Here is a 17,548-nt window from a genome sequence, read left to right on the forward strand (position 1 = left end):
TCATTTGTCACAATTTTGCATAACATCCTATATCTTATAATTATATAATAACTTATATTACTACTAAAGACATATATTTAGGAGGAAACAATGAAGAAATATTCGAAAATTATAACTAAATTTCTTTTAGTATTTGGGGTTTTTATTAATCTCTCTTATAACTTTAGTACGGACATAACAAATTCTAACCCTTCTAAAATGAACATTAGAATATTAGAAGATGAGTTAATAGGTGGAAAACACTAATTCCCAAAATAACTAATTGAAAAGAAGGAATGTGTTTTTGTCGTTTATTAGAGTTGCACAAGAATTAAATAGCACTTGGCATTGCTTAAGAAGTCATAGAACATTTACAAAAGAATACTTGGAATACAACTTTCGTGTTATGGAATAAATACGGAAGAAGGGCAAGGATACTAGGAGGAAACTAAAATGAAAAAAATGAAAAAACCTTTTTTAGCATTTTTTGCAGTTTTAACGTTCGCATTATCTGCTGGAATTGTTCAAGCAGCGGCAGTACCCGGTACTGATTTATATTTTGATGGTGGTCAAACAGGAACTTATGTATACTCTTCTATTTACGATACTAACACTTCAAATAGTCAAAAATGGAAGGTTAAAGCTATTGTAACAGTATGCGGAAATGTTAAAACTAATGGTGGATTCTTCAATGATTCTGACTATGTATCAGAACCAAGATCTTTTTGGTGCAATGAAACAGCGAGCTATGATTATCAATCAAGACCTTAAAATAGTTTTAGAAACAAAAAATTAAAAAAGCTCCTGCCCTTTTTCCTTATTTATTCCATAAGCATATCTAACACGCATAAAAATTAACAATAAATTTTTAATTCTATTATAGGTTAAATGGTGAAAAACTCTCTAATAATTGGTTTTCCAGTAGTTTTTATGCAATGCTAGTTATTTAACTTATACATAATATTGTGCAGGAGGTATCATGAAAAAGTTATTATTAATATTTTTAATAGGGCAACTTTTGCTATTATCATACATGTTTAATCAATCGGTTTACCAGATATATGAATTGAATAGTTTAGGAGATTCTTCACTAAACCCTTACAAAACCGTAGATCCTTCAGGAACTAATTTAAATAATTTATATAATCAAATTAGGGATACTTGCTTAGTAGATAAAGAATGTGATTTACAGTTAATTAAAACACCTATATCTGAACATAATCATTTCACTTATGACATTTATCATAGCCAGGTGGAAAGTATAAATAAACCTAAGTCAATTGCTTCAAATAAATCATTTAAATATCATCAATTAACAAAAGAAGATTTTGTGGACGGTAGCGGAATTTTTTACTCTAATATACCACTTGATACATTGGCTAACATTACAGATGATTTGGGTATTGCGATCGAAAGTTATAATGATGCGATTGAATATTCTCAAATTATAAAATATAATGCTATTAACTTTTTTATTCTCCTAATAATCTCTCAATTGATTTTATTTATCTATTCATTTACAAGAATAAAAATAAACACTGTAAAAAAAGTACTAGGTTATTCCGAATTAAAAATGATTGGTGCTTCAATGAAAGACTTTATATATATGGAAAGTATCATTCTAGCTATTACACTAAGTATGCATTATATATACTATCTGAACCTTGATCATGTTGTGCCACGATACTTTTATCTATTGTTAGTGTTTCTTATTATTGTTATTTTAACAAATATTATTATGTTGTTATTTACTCAAATTAGTTTGAAATTTATCGATATCAATTTAATGATTAAAAACAAAGTATATTCTAAGAGGTTAAACTACGGTTTATATACCATAAAAATACTTTTAATTTTGACAATAACGGTTTCGACGTCTCTACTAATTTCAAACTATAAAGGTTATACCGATAAGTTAAATAACTTAGAAGAGTACAAAAAATTAGAAAACTACTTTACATCAAATGGATATAACGCTGATGAATATACAAAAGCCAATAATAACCCAAAGTTATTAGAAGAATACGGGGATTCTGTAAAGAAAGTTTACGACTATTTTAATGAGAGTAATCAGGTATATGTTCACGATGTTTCACGCGTTATACAGTCATTATCAGTATTTGGTCTAGAACGTAGGGGGTTAAAAAAAGAGGATATATATGCTGATATTGAAAATAACTATATTGTTGTCAATGAGAGATATTTAAGAGATTTTATGGTAATCAATAATGAAAAAGGAAAAGAAATTACAGATTTTAATACGGGAAATCCCACCATTCTGGTACCAGTTAAATATAAACCACGAGAACTTGAAATAAAAAAAATATACACAGAATTGTATAATGACCTATTAATTTATAATGATTATTATGGATTAACTAACTCTGAATCAACCAAGATAGATAATCTTAGTATTATCTATATCAATGATAAACAAGAATTTGAATTACTAGGTAAAAATATTAATGAAGAGGGCTCAAGCATTAGGCTTAAAGATACGATTGTAATATTAGATCAAGGTGATTTTGGGAGTTTATATTATTTTGATCAGTTAAATAATGGTGGCATTATTTTTCATCTAGAGGAGAGAAATGAATTTTCCAAAATATTGGGGGAGTTTAACTTAACTAAAATTGTTAATGTTGGAACTCTTTTAACACCTTTTATGACCGTTATTTATAGTGCTGAATTTTTAATGTATAATACATTAGTTTTTACACTACTCTTTTTATTCACATTGATATTTGTAATTTATATTTCTAATTATGTGGATGTAACATCGAATAGCAAAAGATACGCAATCCAAACTATATATGGATATGATTTGTTCAAAACATTCAAATCTCATATTATTGTTTATATTGTATTACTTAGTGCTATTTTTGTTAATCTATTCATAGAGTTCAATACTATGTTCTATATATTAATGTTAATTATAGATTTTATTATGTTGTTGTTGTTATATAAGATAATTATTAAAAAAAATATTAACAAGATTGTTAAAGGTGGATAGATAAATATGGCTGTATTAGAACTTATAAATGTAACCAAACAATATGGAAAAGAAGAAATTCTCTCAAATATCAATGTAGTTATTGAAGAAGGAGAAATGGTAGCAATTACTGGCGAAAGTGGTAAGGGCAAAACAACGTTGCTAAACATCATGGGGTTAATTACTACAAAAAATAAAGGTGATTTATTTTTATATGGTCAAAAGAATCCTTCTATCCATTCCAAATCAGCCATGATGTTAAGGAGAGAGAGAATTGGTTATTTATTTCAAAACTATGGGTTGGTTGATGATGAAACAGTAAATTGGAATTTGAATTTAGCACTTGCGTATAAAAAAATTAATAAAAAGACAAAAATAGAAAAAATTAGTACACTTCTCAAAGAATTTGGTTTATATTATTTGAAAGATAAAATTGTTTACCAATTGAGTGGTGGGGAGCAACAACGAATAGCAATGATAAGACTTATCTTACAAGAAAGTGATTTGATACTTGCAGATGAACCCACCGCCAGCTTAGATTCTGAAAACGAAAGAATAATATGGGAGTATTTGAAGCACTTAAATAATAATGGAAAAACAATAGTTGTTGTAACACATAATAAAAATATATTGCATTACTTCTCCCGTGTCATTAGTTTAGGTGACTTATCTACTATAAATATAGATAATTAGAAGCGAATTAACAATTTTTTTATGAATATCTTTTTACAGTATCAGGTTAAAGTAAACAGGGGAGGAAAACAATCACAATCTACCGTAAAGTTTGGAAGAGTGATGAAAAATGTTTGTTTTGAGAGGTTGCTTTTTCTAAGTGTTTCTTTTTTTATGTTAGTTGATTTCCTCTTATCAGACTCACCTTGATTTCAAGTGTCAGTAATACCATGTTTAAATAAATATATACGTTACGTGTTAACCTTGCAATAAGGTTAACACGCCGTTATTTTAGTACAAATAAGAGTAAGAGGGGATATCCCTCTTGCTCTTATTAGTTCATATATCCTTTTTAATTCAAACTTAGAAACGTTCGAACCGTGGGGGGGAGATACGCCAAGTTTCCTATTTTCTTAAAGAAATGACTAAAAAAAGTCTAATTATCAACTGGAAATAGTAAAATGTAAGAAGTATGGTAGTGTTTAATGTGGAAGAGATGATTTACTAGGTTGTATCTTTTTTAGTTGTAGTATCGTCCTCTTATTTATATGGAGATTACCCTTGAATCAACAATCAAAAAAGCATCACTATTGCAACTGGTGATTTAATGGGGGTGCAGAAATGAAATTTCGCTTGTTCCTTGTTTTTATAATTGGATATGCTTTAAGTTTTATTTTATTAACAGATTTATATGACGTCAGAGTTCTAAATACGTTATTTAGAGTGTGCTTTGCATTGTTTTTTCTATTCGTAATTTGGCTTGTTCAACCTAAAAGAAAAAATAGCGACGATAAGGTTAAAAGAGATTGATGAGGATCAATATAGTTTTGGTCCGTAAAAATCATTGTTCCTTAAAACGAGAATTCATTGGGAGGTAAAATGGGAGAATTAGATGTTATCTTAATAATAAAAATGATTATTATTGGGCTAGTGCAAGGCTTTACAGAACCAATTCCAGTGTCATCTAGTGGACACGTAATGATTGCTAGTGAAATCTTGGGGCTAGGTGAACAAGGATTTACATTTGCTATATTAACAAACACAGCTTCACTATTTGCGATACTTTATATTTATAGAAAAGATATCGCAAGGCTTGCAGTAAATTCATTTCTTTATTTAAAAACGAAAAATCGTCGTTATAAGAGTGACTTTCATTTTGTTTTCTTTATCATCATTGGCTCTATTCCAGCGGGTGTTCTCGGAATATTGTTAAGTGACTATATAGCAGAAAGTGTTAGCATGACAACGATTGCGGTGATGCTTTTCGTAACAGGGATTGCCTTGTGGGTAATTCGCAATCTGAAAGGTAAAAAAGACGAAAGTGATATTACAATTAAGGATGCTTTTATTGTGGGGTTAGGGCAGGCTGTCGCATTAACGCCTGGGATTAGTCGTTCAGGTGCAACTATTATTTCCGCAGTTGCTGTTGGAATGAAACAAGATACGGCACTTCGATTTTCATTTATGTTGTATATTCCCGTTAGCCTCGGAGGAGTCATACTAGGTCTTTCTGATTTTCTGAATGAACCGAATAAAGCAGACTTAGCAATTCCGTATTTAGCTGCTTTTATAGCAACACTATTAATGACCTATTTTGCGATGAAGTGGTTTATGGGAATTATGAAAAATGGGAAGCTGGTTTATTTTACATATTATTGTTTCATCGTAGGAGCATTACTTCTAATTTTCTTCTAACGTGCTTTACTTCAAGAAGGAGTAAAGCTTTTTTTATTGAACTAAAATCACGAGTCAGTTCAATAAGCAGGTATTACTGGAAGAATGTCGAAGTACTTGAATATATGAGGAATTCATCTAACGGTATGAGGGAGCGGCAAAACTATATGAGTAAAAAATTTTTTACTTTATATTTTTTAATTGGCATGTTTCTTGTGGTTCCAATTTTAGAATGGCTTGGTATGCCGTCATTTGCAAACATACTAGTTTATTTGTTTGGGGAGCCAGATAAAGGAAACAAAATCATTGTATCTCTGTTTTTGCTTGTTTTCTTGATAGTTCTGTTTCCTTTTATAAAATATAAGAAAAGCACATAACATTAATTGCTTGATGAGACCAACAGGTAATTTAGTAAAAAAAGAATACCAAAATAAAATGGGTTGGGAGAACATATCCTAGCTCCATTTTTATGTGTATTTTAAATAAACCTCTACCTTTAAAGAGGATGTTTTATTCTTTAAAATAATACTTTGTAAAGTATAATAAGGAAGTATTTACTTAAAATAATTCCGGGGGGTTAAGATATGGTTTCAAACAAGATGAACGCACAAAAATTGGCTTATGAATACATTAGGGAATCTATGCTTGATGGAACTTACAAAGGCGGAATGAAGTTAGTAGAGGAGCGTCTTGCAGATGAGATTGGTGTTAGTCGTACACCAATTCGTGAAGCAATTAAAAGGTTAGAGCAAGAGGGGTTAATTAAGAACAAGCATATTTATAATCCGACAGCACAGGATTTGATATACATATATGAGATGCGCATAGTACTAGAAAGCTTTGCAGCGAAAAGAGCAGCGAAAAATATGACAGCGGAGAAGGTTAAAGAACTTGAGAATACCATACAGGTATCTCGTAATTCGCTTATGGAAGGACAGTCCAAAAATACATATAATGCAAACCAACGTTTTCATGATTTAATTATAAATGAATGTCAAAATCCAATAATGATTGAAAGATTAGCACAAGCTCAGACAATTTTCTATTTGTTTAGTCTAAGGCTTGATATATATAGTCGTCCAAATATAATAGATGAGCATGAAGAAATTTACAAAGCCATTAAGAGCAAGGATGAACAACTTGCAGGAGAACTCATAGCAGAAAATTTATATAAAGACATGAATTTTACTCTGGAGCTTATCGGAAGGAATGGACAGTTTTAAATTATTTATTGTTTAGTCACCAAAAGTGATTATTAAATTGCATTCAAACCTATCTGAAGTAAGATGTTAAAATTTACCTCATATACAGAGCACTAATTTATCTAGTTAGCGTATGAATTAGTGCCAAAAACTCACCGCGAACAGCCTAAATCATTATAGTCCTCCATTGCACCTTTTTTGGGTGTTTTTTTATTTGGAATACTTTTCTACATAGTCCTCGTTTATAACCTTTGCCCCTTTTCTAAACTTCACTATAAATATATCTAATTTCATTCTAAGATTTGTTAAAAATAGTCGCACTATCATGTAAAAGCTACAGTTCATACTTGGGAAGTACCATCTTCTAAGGTCTAATATTGTCTTGTCATAAAGAAAACTTATCCTCTTTTCACTAACTTAATAAGTTATATCAAACTGAGTGAAAAGTTCTTGTTCATGATTATTTCCTAAAATTTTTAAGGTGTACAAACAACAAAAGAATATAGTAGAATAGATAATGTTATTTTTGTATACAAAAACATATATTTTGTATACAAAATAAAATCATCTTTTGAAACGTGTTTTTACTATTGCATAAAAAGGAGAATAAGTATGACGCAATACAATTTAGAAGAACTGAGGATGCTCAATCAAGTGCTACTGGCCCTTTTCATCGTAGCTGATTTTGCACTTTTACTCTTTTTTTATAATAGTCCATTCCCTTGGTTTGCCCTATTAGGTTCTGGGTTTGGTTTAGCTATCATTGTTCTTTGTTGGACAGGAAGAAAACACACTATTTTTATAGCTTCATTGCTTGCTTTTTCAGTTCTGCATACGATTGTTTACAATTGGAGCTCTATTGTGCATTAAAAGAAAAAATGAAGAATATTTATTAAGCGATTAAATAGAAAACTATTAAATTTATAGGAGGTTTTATTATGTCAGAACAAGAAAAGAATAACACTGTTTTAGACAAACGATCGTCTAGACGGACGTTTATCAAAAATTCTGGTTTGACAGTAGGGGGAGTTGTTTTAGGGGGAGCTTTAGGAAGTCTTCTAATAAAAGATGACAAATCAGCGACCACTACTAAAACTCAAAATCACGCGGCAACACCTAAGGCTAACCCGAATGTAGCTTTAATGTTCTTCACACCAAACCAATATCAAGTTACTCAAGCGGCAGTGGAACGTATTTTCCCAGAAGATGCAAATGGCCCTGGTGCAAAAGAACTTAATGCAGCTATTTATATTGATCATCAGTTGGCTGGTCCATGGGGTTCTAACGTTAAAGACTACCGTTTAGGTGCATTTTATAAAGCAGAAGAAAACCAAGGTCCACAAACGAAAATACTTAGAAAAGATTTGTTTCTAGCTGGTTTAGTTAGTTTAGACAAGTATAGTAACGAACAATATGAAGTTGATTTTAAAGAGTTAGAAGCTGCTAAACAAGATGAAGTTCTACTTTCTTTTAGTGAAGGAAAAGTTGAATTATATGGAAAAATTTCTTCTTCTCAATTTTTCAATTTACTACGCACATTAACTATTGAAGGTGTATATGCAGACCCAATGTATGGTGGTAACAATGAAATGTTAGGTTGGAGTATGCGTAAGTATCCAGGATCTCGTATGCAATATGCAGCTGAAATACAAGATGAGAAATTTATCCAACTGGAACCACAAAGTTTAAATTCTCATATGGGACATTAATAATAGAGAGGACTGACATATAAATGGTTACAAAATTACCTAAAGTACCTGTTGTAGTAGTAGGAATGGGTTGGGCTGGTGGAATCGTTTCAGCTGAACTAACAAAAGCAGGCATAAGTGTTGTTGGGTTAGAACGAGGTAAAGACCGGACAACAGCTGACTATACAATGGGACATGATGAGCTTCGTTATCAACATCGTCAAGAATTAATGCAAGATCTTTCGAAGGAAACTATTACTTATAGAAATACATTATCCGGTAAGGCTTTACCAATGCGTCACTACGGTACATTCATAGTAGGTGACGGAGTAGGTGGTGCAGGTAGTCACTGGAATGGACAAACTTATCGTTTCTTACCTTATGACTTCGAAATACGTACAAAAACAATTGAGCGTTACGGAATCGAAAAAATCCCTGCTTGGATGGAAGGTCTTGAAGACTGGGGTATAACCTATGATGAGATGGAACCATACTATGATACATTCGAAAAAATGGCTGGTATTTCAGGGGAAACAGTAGAACTTTGGGGGAAACGTACGAATCCATATCCAACGCCTCCTTTAGTGAAAACACCATTAATGAAAGAATTCGAAAAAGCGGCAACAAGCTTTGGATACAAACCTTTCGTTATTCCTGCAGCTAACCTTTCTGAAGCATATACAAACCCTGACGGCATCTCTCGTGGAGCATGTCAATACTGTGCGTATTGTGAAAACTTTGGTTGTGAATATGGAGCGAAAGGTGACCCAGCAGTAACGGTAATTCCGGTTGCAAAACAAACAGGTAAGCTAGATCTTCGTACACATTCTAATGTAGTGGAATTAACTAAAAGTGGTGGTAAAGCAAACGGGGTTATTTACGTAGATATGCTAACTGGAGAAAAATTTGAGCAACCTGCAGATGTAGTTGTAGTTGCGAGTTATGTATTCAATAATTCACGTTTACTTCTAAACTCTGGTATTGGTACCCCTTATGATCCAAAAACAGGTAAAGGGACAATCGGTAAAAACTACTGTTATCAGGTAACAGCTGGAGGTTCTCAGCTATTCTTCGAGGACAAAGAGTTTAACCTATATGGTGGCGCTGGAGCATTAGGTATTGAGATTGCTGAATACATGGGGGATAACTTTGACCATGCGGAAGTAGATTTCATACATGGTGCTGGTATTCGTTCAACACAATATGGTGACCGTCCGATTGCAGTAAACCGTGTACCTGCAGGAACGCCAAACTGGGGTGCTGAGTTCAAAGAGAAATCTATTAAATATGCGAATTCAAACTTCCCAGTTAAAACGCAAGGTGCTTCTTTACCACATAAAGAAAATTATCTAGACCTTGACCCAGAATTTAAAGACGAATTTGGATATCCATTATTACGCATGACATATGAATATACAGACAATGACCGCGCGTTGGGGAAATACATGTCTAAGATTACGCGTAAATTTGCAGAAGAAATTGGTGCAGATATTATTGACACAAATGAAGAGCAAGGTCCATTTAACGTAAATAAAGATTCAAATACTCATAATACAGGTGGAGTAATTATGGGGACAGACCCTGAGAAATCAGCGCTAAATACTTACCTACAAATGTGGGAAGCTGAAAACGTGTTTGTTTTAGGTGCATCTGCATTCCCACATAATAGTTGCTTTAATCCAACTGGAACACTGGGTGCACTTTCTTATCGTGCTGCTGAAGGCATTCAAAAATATTTAAAAGAAGGCGGATTACTAGTTAAAGCATAAATGACAACTAGTTATTCTATAAAAGAACTCTTGACCGGAATTTAATTTGCGGTCAGGAGTTTTTTTGTGTAAATATGTATATGATCTGACTACAAAAATACGTCGGCTCTATAAATTTGAGAATAATTTAGCAACAGATTTGTACAATACTCTCTGAATATAGTAAAAGAATTCTCTCTTAATGTGTATGGACATGCTGGAATGATCAAGAGTATGAACGTATACATCAAAACATTACCACTTGGGTGAAAGAAATAGAAAAAATTAGAGTTGAGCAATAAACAAACCCCTATGACGTATACTATTTTACATAGTGTGCAGCATAGGGGTTTCATGTGGCAAAATTAATTCCAAAAAAAAAGTTAGAAAAATCATATTTATTACAAAGAAGAATATATATATTATGGGTTAATAAAAAAAGAAAGTTTAAAATATTCAAAGGTTAATATGAAAAACTATTTGACATATTCAGAATATTTTGTTTTAATTAAATTAATTATTAAATACAGACGTTAGGAATTTATTTTTTTAATTAAACTGGTAGGGACGTCATGTTGAGATAGAAGGGTGAAATTTATGATAAACAACGAATTACATATTCCACTTCATATTCAAATAAGTTTAGTACTTGAAGAAAAAATAAAGGAAGGAGTATATACAGAAAAAATTCCGAGTGAGCGGGAATTAATGGATCAGTATTCGGTTAGTAGAACTACTATTAGGGAGGCGGTATTAAGGTTAGTCAATAATGGAGTATTAAAAAAAGTACACGGGAAGGGAACTTTCATTAAGGAAAAAGCCCCTATTAATGAGTGGCTTTCTACATTAAATAGTTTTACGGAAAGGGTTAAAAACGAAGGGATGGAACCAGGAAGTAAACTTTTATCATCTGGCATAATTACTGAAAAGGATTCCTTAATTGAAATATTTGAGAGTGATATGTATACAATTGAACGACTGCGTTATGTAGATCAAAAACCAGTTGCAATTGAACGTCATTTCTACTCCGTTGACCTTGGATTAAGTTTAGCTGAATATGATTTGGACCATGCAACCATTTTTGAGTTACTAGAGAATGAACTAGGTATTAAATTAGTTGAAGCAGAACAATCTATCAGCACTGAAATTGTGGACGATCGAATAGCTCAATTGTTAAATGTACCTCCAAACACCAGTGTTTTAAGTGTTGAGAGGATAATATATGATGAATCTGGAAATCCAGTTGAGTATTATAAAGGACTTTATCGATCAGATATGTATGTTTTTAGGATTAAAAACAAAAGAGAGAGTAGTTAATTTTAAAACAATAAAATGTAAGCGTTATCATTTCGAGGAGGGAGGAGAATATGAAGAATTCTAAGTCATTGATTATCGCAAGTTTAGTTATCTTGACTTTATTCGGGATGATTGTTGGAGGTAACTATGCTATGGGGAAAAGTTCAGGATCACTTGGAAATGAAGTTATAACTTTTCGTGCCGCACAGTCAAAAGCTGGGAATCACCCAGTCTCACAAGGAATAGATAAATTTGCGGAACTTGTTAAAGAAAAATCAGATGGGAAAATGGTGATAGAAACATATCATGATGGATTAATAGGGGATGACAGAGAAGTAATAGAAAGTGCACAGAGAGGAAGCATCGATTTTGCGAGTTCATCTACACCAAATATGACTAGTTTCACTAATTATTTTACCGCTTGGGATCTTCCATATATATTCGAAAACAAGGAGGAAGTTTATAAAGCACTTGATGGAGAGCCGGGTGATATTATCCGGAAAGAAATGCTAGAATCGGGTTTTGTTATTGTATTTTTTCCAGACTATGGATTTCGTCAAATAGTAAATAATATTAAGCCTATAGAAAAACCTTCAGATCTGAAAGGTCTTAAAATTAGAACGACGAACTCTAAGATTGAACAGGCAGATTTTAATTCATATGGTGCAAATCCAACACCAATGGCCTGGTCAGAAGTATTCACGGGTTTACAACAAGGGACGGTTGATGGAGAGGGAAATAGTTACTCCTTGTTGTGGGATACAAAACATCAGGAAGTTTTGAAGTATGCAACTGAGGTAAATTACAACTACAGTTCAGATGTATTAGTTATGAACAGAGAAATATTTGAAGCTCTTTCAGTAGAAAATAGGCAGATAATTATGGATTCTGGAGCAGAGGCCATGGAGTGGCAAAGAAGACGAGCAAATGAGAGAGAGGCAGAAGCAAAGCAACAATTTTTAGATTATGGGATAGAGGTTTTTGAACCTAATACAGAAGAAATGAAAGAATGGAAAAAGGCAACGGAACCTGTATGGGATAACTTTGTGAAGAAAGGACTAGCAGAACCGGAATATGTTGATGTTATTCTTGAAACACTTGGTAAAAGGAAAGAAGACATTTTCAAGTGAAAAATTATGAAACCAGGGGGTGAATGATTTTGAAACAAGAATCTATATCTGAAATGCAAGGTAATATCCCTAATCCTCTAAGTAATACCAATGGGATAAAAAAAGTTGTTAGATTTATCGATCAAAGATTTGAAGAAATGTTGATTGTCGCAGGGTTTATCATTTTTATAATACTTATAAACTTTCAGGTAATTAACAGATACCTATTGCCATTTGTGGAAATTGCAAATATTACTACCTGGACTGAAGAAATTTCCCGATATATTTTTATTGCAGTTTCCTTTCTTGGAGCAAGTTTAGCTATAAAGAAAAGAGAATCCATCCAGGTAAATGCGCTTGTCAAAAGATTCCCAGTGAGTATTCAAAAGTCAATAAATTTGGCAAATACAATTTTCATGCTTTATTTTAGTTACATTATGATTCGTTATGGTTTTGAGTTAATTTCATTTCAGTTGTCAACAGGGCAAACATCACCAGCCCTGGGATTACAAATGGCTATTCCGTATAGTGTAGTGCCTATAGGGTTTTCACTAGTAATTATAAGATTAATTCAGAATTTTAACTTGGATTTAAAAAGACTTGAGATAAAAGATGGAGTTTTGGGTATCTTGATGGCAATCGTTATTATTTTACCCATGGCGTTATCTGCAAAGACAGCAATTGCTGTAGTTCTCTTTGGGTATTTCATTTTGTTCATCATGATAGGGATGCCAATTGCTTTTACGTTAGGAATTAGTACGTTGGCAACTGTTCTTGCAACTGATGCCATTCCTATTGACTTCCTGCCACAAACAGCTTTTACAAGTATTGATAACTTTCCTATTATGGCAGTTCCGTTTTTTATAGCAGCGGGCATAATTATGGGCGGTGGAAATATTATCAAAAGACTCTTACGACTATCTGATGAATTATTGGGATTTCTACCAGGTGGTTTAGCGCTAGTTGCTATAGTAACTTGTATGTTTTTTGCTGCAATCAGCGGATCGGGACCAGCAACTGTTGCGGCAATTGGAACATTGCTAATACCCGCTATGATCAATCAAGGCTATAATGCTGGGTTTGCAACAGCGGTAGTTGCGACTGCTGGATCTCTTGGTGTGATTATACCGCCGAGTAACCCTCTGGTTATATACGGTATAGTTGGGCAACAATCAATTTCAAAGCTATTCATGTCGGGCATTCTGCCAGGGATACTGACAGGTCTGGCATTGATGCTTGTTACTTATATCGTCTCTAAAAAGAATGGTTGGCAAGGAGATAAAACAAGCTTTAATTTGAACTCAACACTGAAAGCAGCTTGGGATGCAAAACTAGCTCTTCTAGTACCAGTAATTATTTTAGGTGGTATATATGGCGGGTTTATGACTCCGACAGAAGCCGCTGCGGTTGCTGCAGCATATGGTTTGATAATAGGATTCTTTGTCTATAAGGATTTAACCTTTAAGAAAATGTACGAAAACTTAGCGGATGCGGGAGTTACTTCTTCTATTATTATCTTGTTGATAGTAATGGCCAGCATTTTTGGTCGATTGATTACATTGGAAGGTGTCGCTGAAACAGTTGCACATTTTGTCTTGACGATAAGTGAAAATAAAATCATCATACTGTTGTTACTGAATATACTTTTACTTCTTGTCGGTCTTGTAATGGAAGCGTTAGCAGCCATTGTTATATTAACACCAATCCTATTACCAATAGCTGTCGAATTAGGAGTAGATCCAATACATTTCGGTTTAATTATGGTTTTCAATCTTGCGATAGGATTCATTACTCCACCAGTAGGTGTCAACTTGTTTGTAGCGGCTGGAATAGCAAAGTTGGAAATTGAACAAGTGGTAAAAGGGATAGTTCCATTACTTATAACGATGTTGGTTTTATTAGGCTTGATTACTTATATTCCAATGATCAGCTTATGGTTAGTTGGTTTCCTTGAATAGGTGTGTGAGTAAGAATTATATACAAGGAGGATAAATTATGACTTCAACATATTTTCCGAGACAGATAGAGATTGGGAGAGATAGTTTAAGCAAGTTAGGTGAAATTGCACAGCAAATGGAAGTGACTAACCTATTTGTTATTATTGATGCATTCCTAATTTCTCAACTAAATTATGATAAAAAAATCAAGGAAATCGTAGGGTCTAAGAATATAAATGTAACTTTTTTCTCTGAATATCAAGGAGAACCTACAACTAATCATGTTAACGATGCGTTATTAAAGCTAAATCAGGAACAGTCCGATTGTGTTGTGGCAATTGGGGGTGGGAGTGCAATTGACATTGGAAAGGCAACATCCTTATTTGGGGCTAATCCAACCGTAAAGTGGGAAGAAATTGCAGGGACTCTAAAGTTAAATAGGCTCCCATTGATAGCAATACCCACCACGGCGGGTACGGGTTCGGAGGCTACCAAAGTTATGGTTATAACAAATGTAGAAACACATCAAAAAATGAATCCTGGACATAAGGATCTTATTCCAGACATTGCAATTTTGGACCCAGTATTGACAGAGAGCTTACCACCACATTTTACTGCATACACAGGTATGGATGCATTAACCCATGCGATTGAAGCTTATATATCTACAAAAGCTACTCCAATAACAGACAATTTTGCTCTGACAGCTATAAAAATGATTGGAAAGTCGTTACCACGCGCATATATCCAAGGAGAAGATCTAGATGCAAGAGAAGAAATGTTGCTAGCAAGTTCATATGCAGGTATTGCATTTTCAAACGCTTCAACGAATCTTGCTCATGCTATAGGCAGGGCACTAGGGGCAAGATTTAATATTCCTCATGGCTTAAGTGTTTCATTGATACTTCCTTTTGTTTTGGATTATGGAATAGATGTAACTATTGATAGATATGTCGATATTGGTATTGCTTTAGGAGTAGAAAAAGATAAGGACGCTAAAAAAATGGCAGTATCTACTGTCAAATGTATCGATAGAATGAATGACCATTTTGGAATTTGGCAAGCAGGAGTGAAATACATCAATGTTGAAGATCTGAAAGATAATATAAATGTTTTAGTTGAAGATGCACTAAGTGGCAATGGTATTTTAACGAATAAAATTGTGCCAAGTCATAAAGACATAGAAGACATACTTCACATGTTAATGCAGAAATTAAAGAAAGCAGGAAATAATGAATTGATAACCTCGTAAGTTGTTTTAATAAATAAGCGGTAGTTTATCTTAAATCTGGTACGGACGTCGTGATGAAAATGTCACTCTACTAATTATTCATTTTTGCAATAAAGTTTATAAAACTTATTATATAGGAGGAAAAACAATGACAAACACAAAAGAAATAATGAAGGAAATGGTAAATAAAAAAGTGAAGATGACACCAAGTGAGGCCATTGTAGAAACATTAGTTGCGGAAGGTGTAAAAGATATTTATGGAATACTTGGATCAGCATTCATGGATATGCTCGATTTACTCCCAACGGCCGGCATTAATTTTGTTCCAGTTCGACATGAACAAAGTTCCGCACATATGGCGGATGCATATACGCGTGTTACTGGTGTAGCTGGAGTTGTAATTGGTCAAAATGGTCCTGGTATTACTAATATGGTAACCTCGGTTGCAGCTGCAAACCAAGCACACACTCCAATGGTCATCATTTCACCATCTGCTGGTACTCCTACCATTGGTTGGGATGGTTTCCAGGAATGTGATCAGGTTTCAGTCTTTAAATCTATAACAAAGGAAACTGTTCGTGTTACACATCGAAACCGAGTGGCAGAAACGTTAAGAACAGCTTTCCGTATAGCATATGCAGAAAGAGGACCAGTTTTGTATGATATCCCAAGGGATTACTTTTATGGTGAACTTGAGGAGCAGATTTTATCTCCCCATCAATATCGGGTAGACGCTCGAGGTAGCGGTGATCCAGCTTCCATTAAAAAGGCTGTAGAGCTTTTGAAAAATGCAGAAAATCCGGTAATTATCTCAGGGCGTGGAGTAGTTGATGCGAATGGAATAGATGTTGTAGGAAAAATTGCAGAATATTTAACTGCACCGGTCGCTGTTTCATATATGCATAATGATGCATTTCCGGCTGATCACCCATTAGCGGTTGGACCCATTGGATATATGGGTTCAAAAGCTGCTATGAATTCTCTAAAGAAAGCAGACGTATTGCTTGCAATTGGAACTAGATTATCCGTATTTGGTACATTACCAGCTTATGACATTGAATACTTTCCGAAAAATGCAGCTATAATTCAAATTGATATTAACCCAAGGAATATTGCTAGGACACATCCGGTTGAGGTAGGTATCATTGGGGACGCAAAAAGTTCAAGTGAAGAAATTCTTAAACAATTAAATAGTGACGAAAGAGAAGTGGTATCCTCTCGTTTAGTTGAAATAAACAACCTTAAAGAGGAATGGGAAAAAGAGCTTGTTGACTTAGCGATGGTTGAAGGAAACCGTATTAATCCGAGACGGGCATTGCTGGAGGTAAGAAAAGCATTACCTGATAACACTATTATTTCAACAGATATAGGAAACGTTTCTTCTACAGCCAATGCTTATTTACACTTTAACCAAAGTAGACGGCATATTGCGGCATTGACCTTTGGAAATTGTGGATTTGCTTATCCCGCTGCAATGGGTGCACAAATTGCGGAACCAAATTCACCAACATGTGCAATCGTAGGTGATGGAGCTTGGGGGATGAGTTTACATGAAATTAGCACTGCGGTTGAACAGAGTCTACCTGTAATTGCTTGTGTATTCAATAATGAATCATGGGCTGCAGAGAAAAAGAATCAAGTGGATTATTATAATAATCGCTTTATAGGATCAAATATAGAAGCACCCGATTTTGCAGATGTAGCTCGATCGATGGGAGCGCTAGGTTTTACAGTGAAGAAGGCAGAGGATATTGGTCCAGCTATTGAGGAAGCTTTGAAAGCGAAAAAGCCAGCTATCATTGATATTCATGTTGATGGAACTATGCTTGCGCCACCATTTAGAAAAGATGCATTAGAAATGCCTACCCGTTACTTGGAGAAATATAAGCATTTAGATTATCATTCTTGGAAAGATCAATAAATATATAATTACATCTCAGATGTAATCTAACTAAACATTCATAATCTCTATTAATTACTTTATTTGTTGAAAGTATGGGAGGTTATGAATGTTTAATAT

Annotated in this window: 15 protein-coding genes; all 15 read left to right on the forward strand. The window is 33.7% G+C overall.

What is annotated here, in order from left to right:
- Positions 1 to 90 precede the first annotated feature (90 nt).
- The 15 genes from MKX53_RS01530 to xsc all read left to right on the forward strand — a co-directional run bounded on the left by MKX53_RS01530 (position 91) and on the right by xsc (position 17,449).
- Positions 91 to 246: a hypothetical protein gene (locus MKX53_RS01530; RefSeq protein WP_340908563.1), complete on the forward strand. Its 156-nt coding sequence runs from the start codon at positions 91 to 93 to the stop codon at positions 244 to 246.
- Between the two features lie 186 nt (positions 247 to 432).
- A complete protein-coding gene (locus tag MKX53_RS01535) occupies positions 433 to 750 on the forward strand; it encodes a hypothetical protein (RefSeq protein ID WP_340908564.1) in 318 nt (105 codons plus the stop codon).
- Between the two features lie 208 nt (positions 751 to 958).
- A complete protein-coding gene (locus MKX53_RS01540; RefSeq protein WP_340908566.1) occupies positions 959 to 2,992 on the forward strand; it encodes a hypothetical protein in 2,034 nt (677 codons plus the stop codon).
- A gap of 6 nt (positions 2,993 to 2,998) precedes the next feature.
- Positions 2,999 to 3,664 carry a putative bacteriocin export ABC transporter gene (locus MKX53_RS01545; protein WP_340908567.1) on the forward strand — a complete coding sequence of 222 codons (666 nt, stop codon included), beginning with the start codon at positions 2,999 to 3,001 and terminating at the stop codon, positions 3,662 to 3,664.
- A gap of 600 nt (positions 3,665 to 4,264) precedes the next feature.
- Positions 4,265 to 4,453, forward strand: a complete 189-nt coding sequence (locus MKX53_RS01550; protein WP_340908570.1) for a hypothetical protein — start codon at positions 4,265 to 4,267, stop codon at positions 4,451 to 4,453.
- A gap of 69 nt (positions 4,454 to 4,522) precedes the next feature.
- Entirely contained in the window at positions 4,523 to 5,338 is an 816-nt protein-coding gene (locus MKX53_RS01555) for an undecaprenyl-diphosphate phosphatase (RefSeq protein WP_340768016.1), read from the forward strand.
- Positions 5,339 to 5,901: 563 nt separating this feature from the next.
- Positions 5,902 to 6,540 (forward strand): GntR family transcriptional regulator, encoded by a 639-nt coding sequence (locus MKX53_RS01560; protein WP_340908573.1) that lies wholly within the window; start codon positions 5,902 to 5,904, stop codon positions 6,538 to 6,540.
- 591 nt (positions 6,541 to 7,131) lie between these two features.
- Complete coding sequence (locus MKX53_RS01565) at positions 7,132 to 7,389, forward strand: hypothetical protein (RefSeq protein WP_340908576.1); 258 nt, start codon at positions 7,132 to 7,134, stop codon at positions 7,387 to 7,389.
- A gap of 68 nt (positions 7,390 to 7,457) precedes the next feature.
- Positions 7,458 to 8,228 (forward strand): gluconate 2-dehydrogenase subunit 3 family protein, encoded by a 771-nt coding sequence (locus MKX53_RS01570; RefSeq protein ID WP_340908577.1) that lies wholly within the window; start codon positions 7,458 to 7,460, stop codon positions 8,226 to 8,228.
- Positions 8,229 to 8,251: 23 nt separating this feature from the next.
- Positions 8,252 to 9,976: a GMC family oxidoreductase gene (locus tag MKX53_RS01575; protein WP_093536268.1), complete on the forward strand. Its 1,725-nt coding sequence runs from the start codon at positions 8,252 to 8,254 to the stop codon at positions 9,974 to 9,976.
- 576 nt (positions 9,977 to 10,552) lie between these two features.
- Complete coding sequence (locus MKX53_RS01580) at positions 10,553 to 11,272, forward strand: GntR family transcriptional regulator (protein WP_340908579.1); 720 nt, start codon at positions 10,553 to 10,555, stop codon at positions 11,270 to 11,272.
- A 50-nt stretch (positions 11,273 to 11,322) separates the two neighbouring features.
- Positions 11,323 to 12,381, forward strand: coding sequence for a TRAP transporter substrate-binding protein (locus MKX53_RS01585; RefSeq protein WP_340908582.1), 1,059 nt, complete (start codon positions 11,323 to 11,325; stop codon positions 12,379 to 12,381).
- A gap of 29 nt (positions 12,382 to 12,410) precedes the next feature.
- Positions 12,411 to 14,318 carry a TRAP transporter large permease gene (locus MKX53_RS01590; RefSeq protein WP_340908584.1) on the forward strand — a complete coding sequence of 636 codons (1,908 nt, stop codon included), beginning with the start codon at positions 12,411 to 12,413 and terminating at the stop codon, positions 14,316 to 14,318.
- 37 nt (positions 14,319 to 14,355) lie between these two features.
- Positions 14,356 to 15,549, forward strand: a complete 1,194-nt coding sequence (locus MKX53_RS01595) for an iron-containing alcohol dehydrogenase (protein WP_340908586.1) — start codon at positions 14,356 to 14,358, stop codon at positions 15,547 to 15,549.
- A 127-nt stretch (positions 15,550 to 15,676) separates the two neighbouring features.
- A complete protein-coding gene (gene xsc / locus MKX53_RS01600; protein ID WP_340908587.1) occupies positions 15,677 to 17,449 on the forward strand; it encodes a sulfoacetaldehyde acetyltransferase in 1,773 nt (590 codons plus the stop codon).
- The last annotated feature ends 99 nt before the right edge of the window (positions 17,450 to 17,548 follow it).

Origin of the sequence: Psychrobacillus sp. FSL K6-4615 (genome assembly GCF_038008225.1) — a bacterium.
GTDB lineage: Bacteria > Bacillota > Bacilli > Bacillales_A > Planococcaceae > Psychrobacillus > Psychrobacillus psychrotolerans.

Coding starts and splice junctions, on each gene's coding strand:
- MKX53_RS01545 (WP_340908567.1), top strand. CDS start 2,999: ATGGCTGTATTAGAACTTATAAATGTAACCAAACAATATGGAAAAGAA.
- MKX53_RS01575 (WP_093536268.1), top strand. CDS start 8,252: ATGGTTACAAAATTACCTAAAGTACCTGTTGTAGTAGTAGGAATGGGT.
- MKX53_RS01555 (WP_340768016.1), top strand. CDS start 4,523: ATGGGAGAATTAGATGTTATCTTAATAATAAAAATGATTATTATTGGG.
- MKX53_RS01565 (WP_340908576.1), top strand. CDS start 7,132: ATGACGCAATACAATTTAGAAGAACTGAGGATGCTCAATCAAGTGCTA.
- xsc (WP_340908587.1), top strand. CDS start 15,677: ATGACAAACACAAAAGAAATAATGAAGGAAATGGTAAATAAAAAAGTG.
- MKX53_RS01560 (WP_340908573.1), top strand. CDS start 5,902: ATGGTTTCAAACAAGATGAACGCACAAAAATTGGCTTATGAATACATT.
- MKX53_RS01585 (WP_340908582.1), top strand. CDS start 11,323: ATGAAGAATTCTAAGTCATTGATTATCGCAAGTTTAGTTATCTTGACT.
- MKX53_RS01570 (WP_340908577.1), top strand. CDS start 7,458: ATGTCAGAACAAGAAAAGAATAACACTGTTTTAGACAAACGATCGTCT.
- MKX53_RS01550 (WP_340908570.1), top strand. CDS start 4,265: ATGAAATTTCGCTTGTTCCTTGTTTTTATAATTGGATATGCTTTAAGT.
- MKX53_RS01580 (WP_340908579.1), top strand. CDS start 10,553: ATGATAAACAACGAATTACATATTCCACTTCATATTCAAATAAGTTTA.
- MKX53_RS01540 (WP_340908566.1), top strand. CDS start 959: ATGAAAAAGTTATTATTAATATTTTTAATAGGGCAACTTTTGCTATTA.
- MKX53_RS01535 (WP_340908564.1), top strand. CDS start 433: ATGAAAAAAATGAAAAAACCTTTTTTAGCATTTTTTGCAGTTTTAACG.
- MKX53_RS01595 (WP_340908586.1), top strand. CDS start 14,356: ATGACTTCAACATATTTTCCGAGACAGATAGAGATTGGGAGAGATAGT.
- MKX53_RS01530 (WP_340908563.1), top strand. CDS start 91: ATGAAGAAATATTCGAAAATTATAACTAAATTTCTTTTAGTATTTGGG.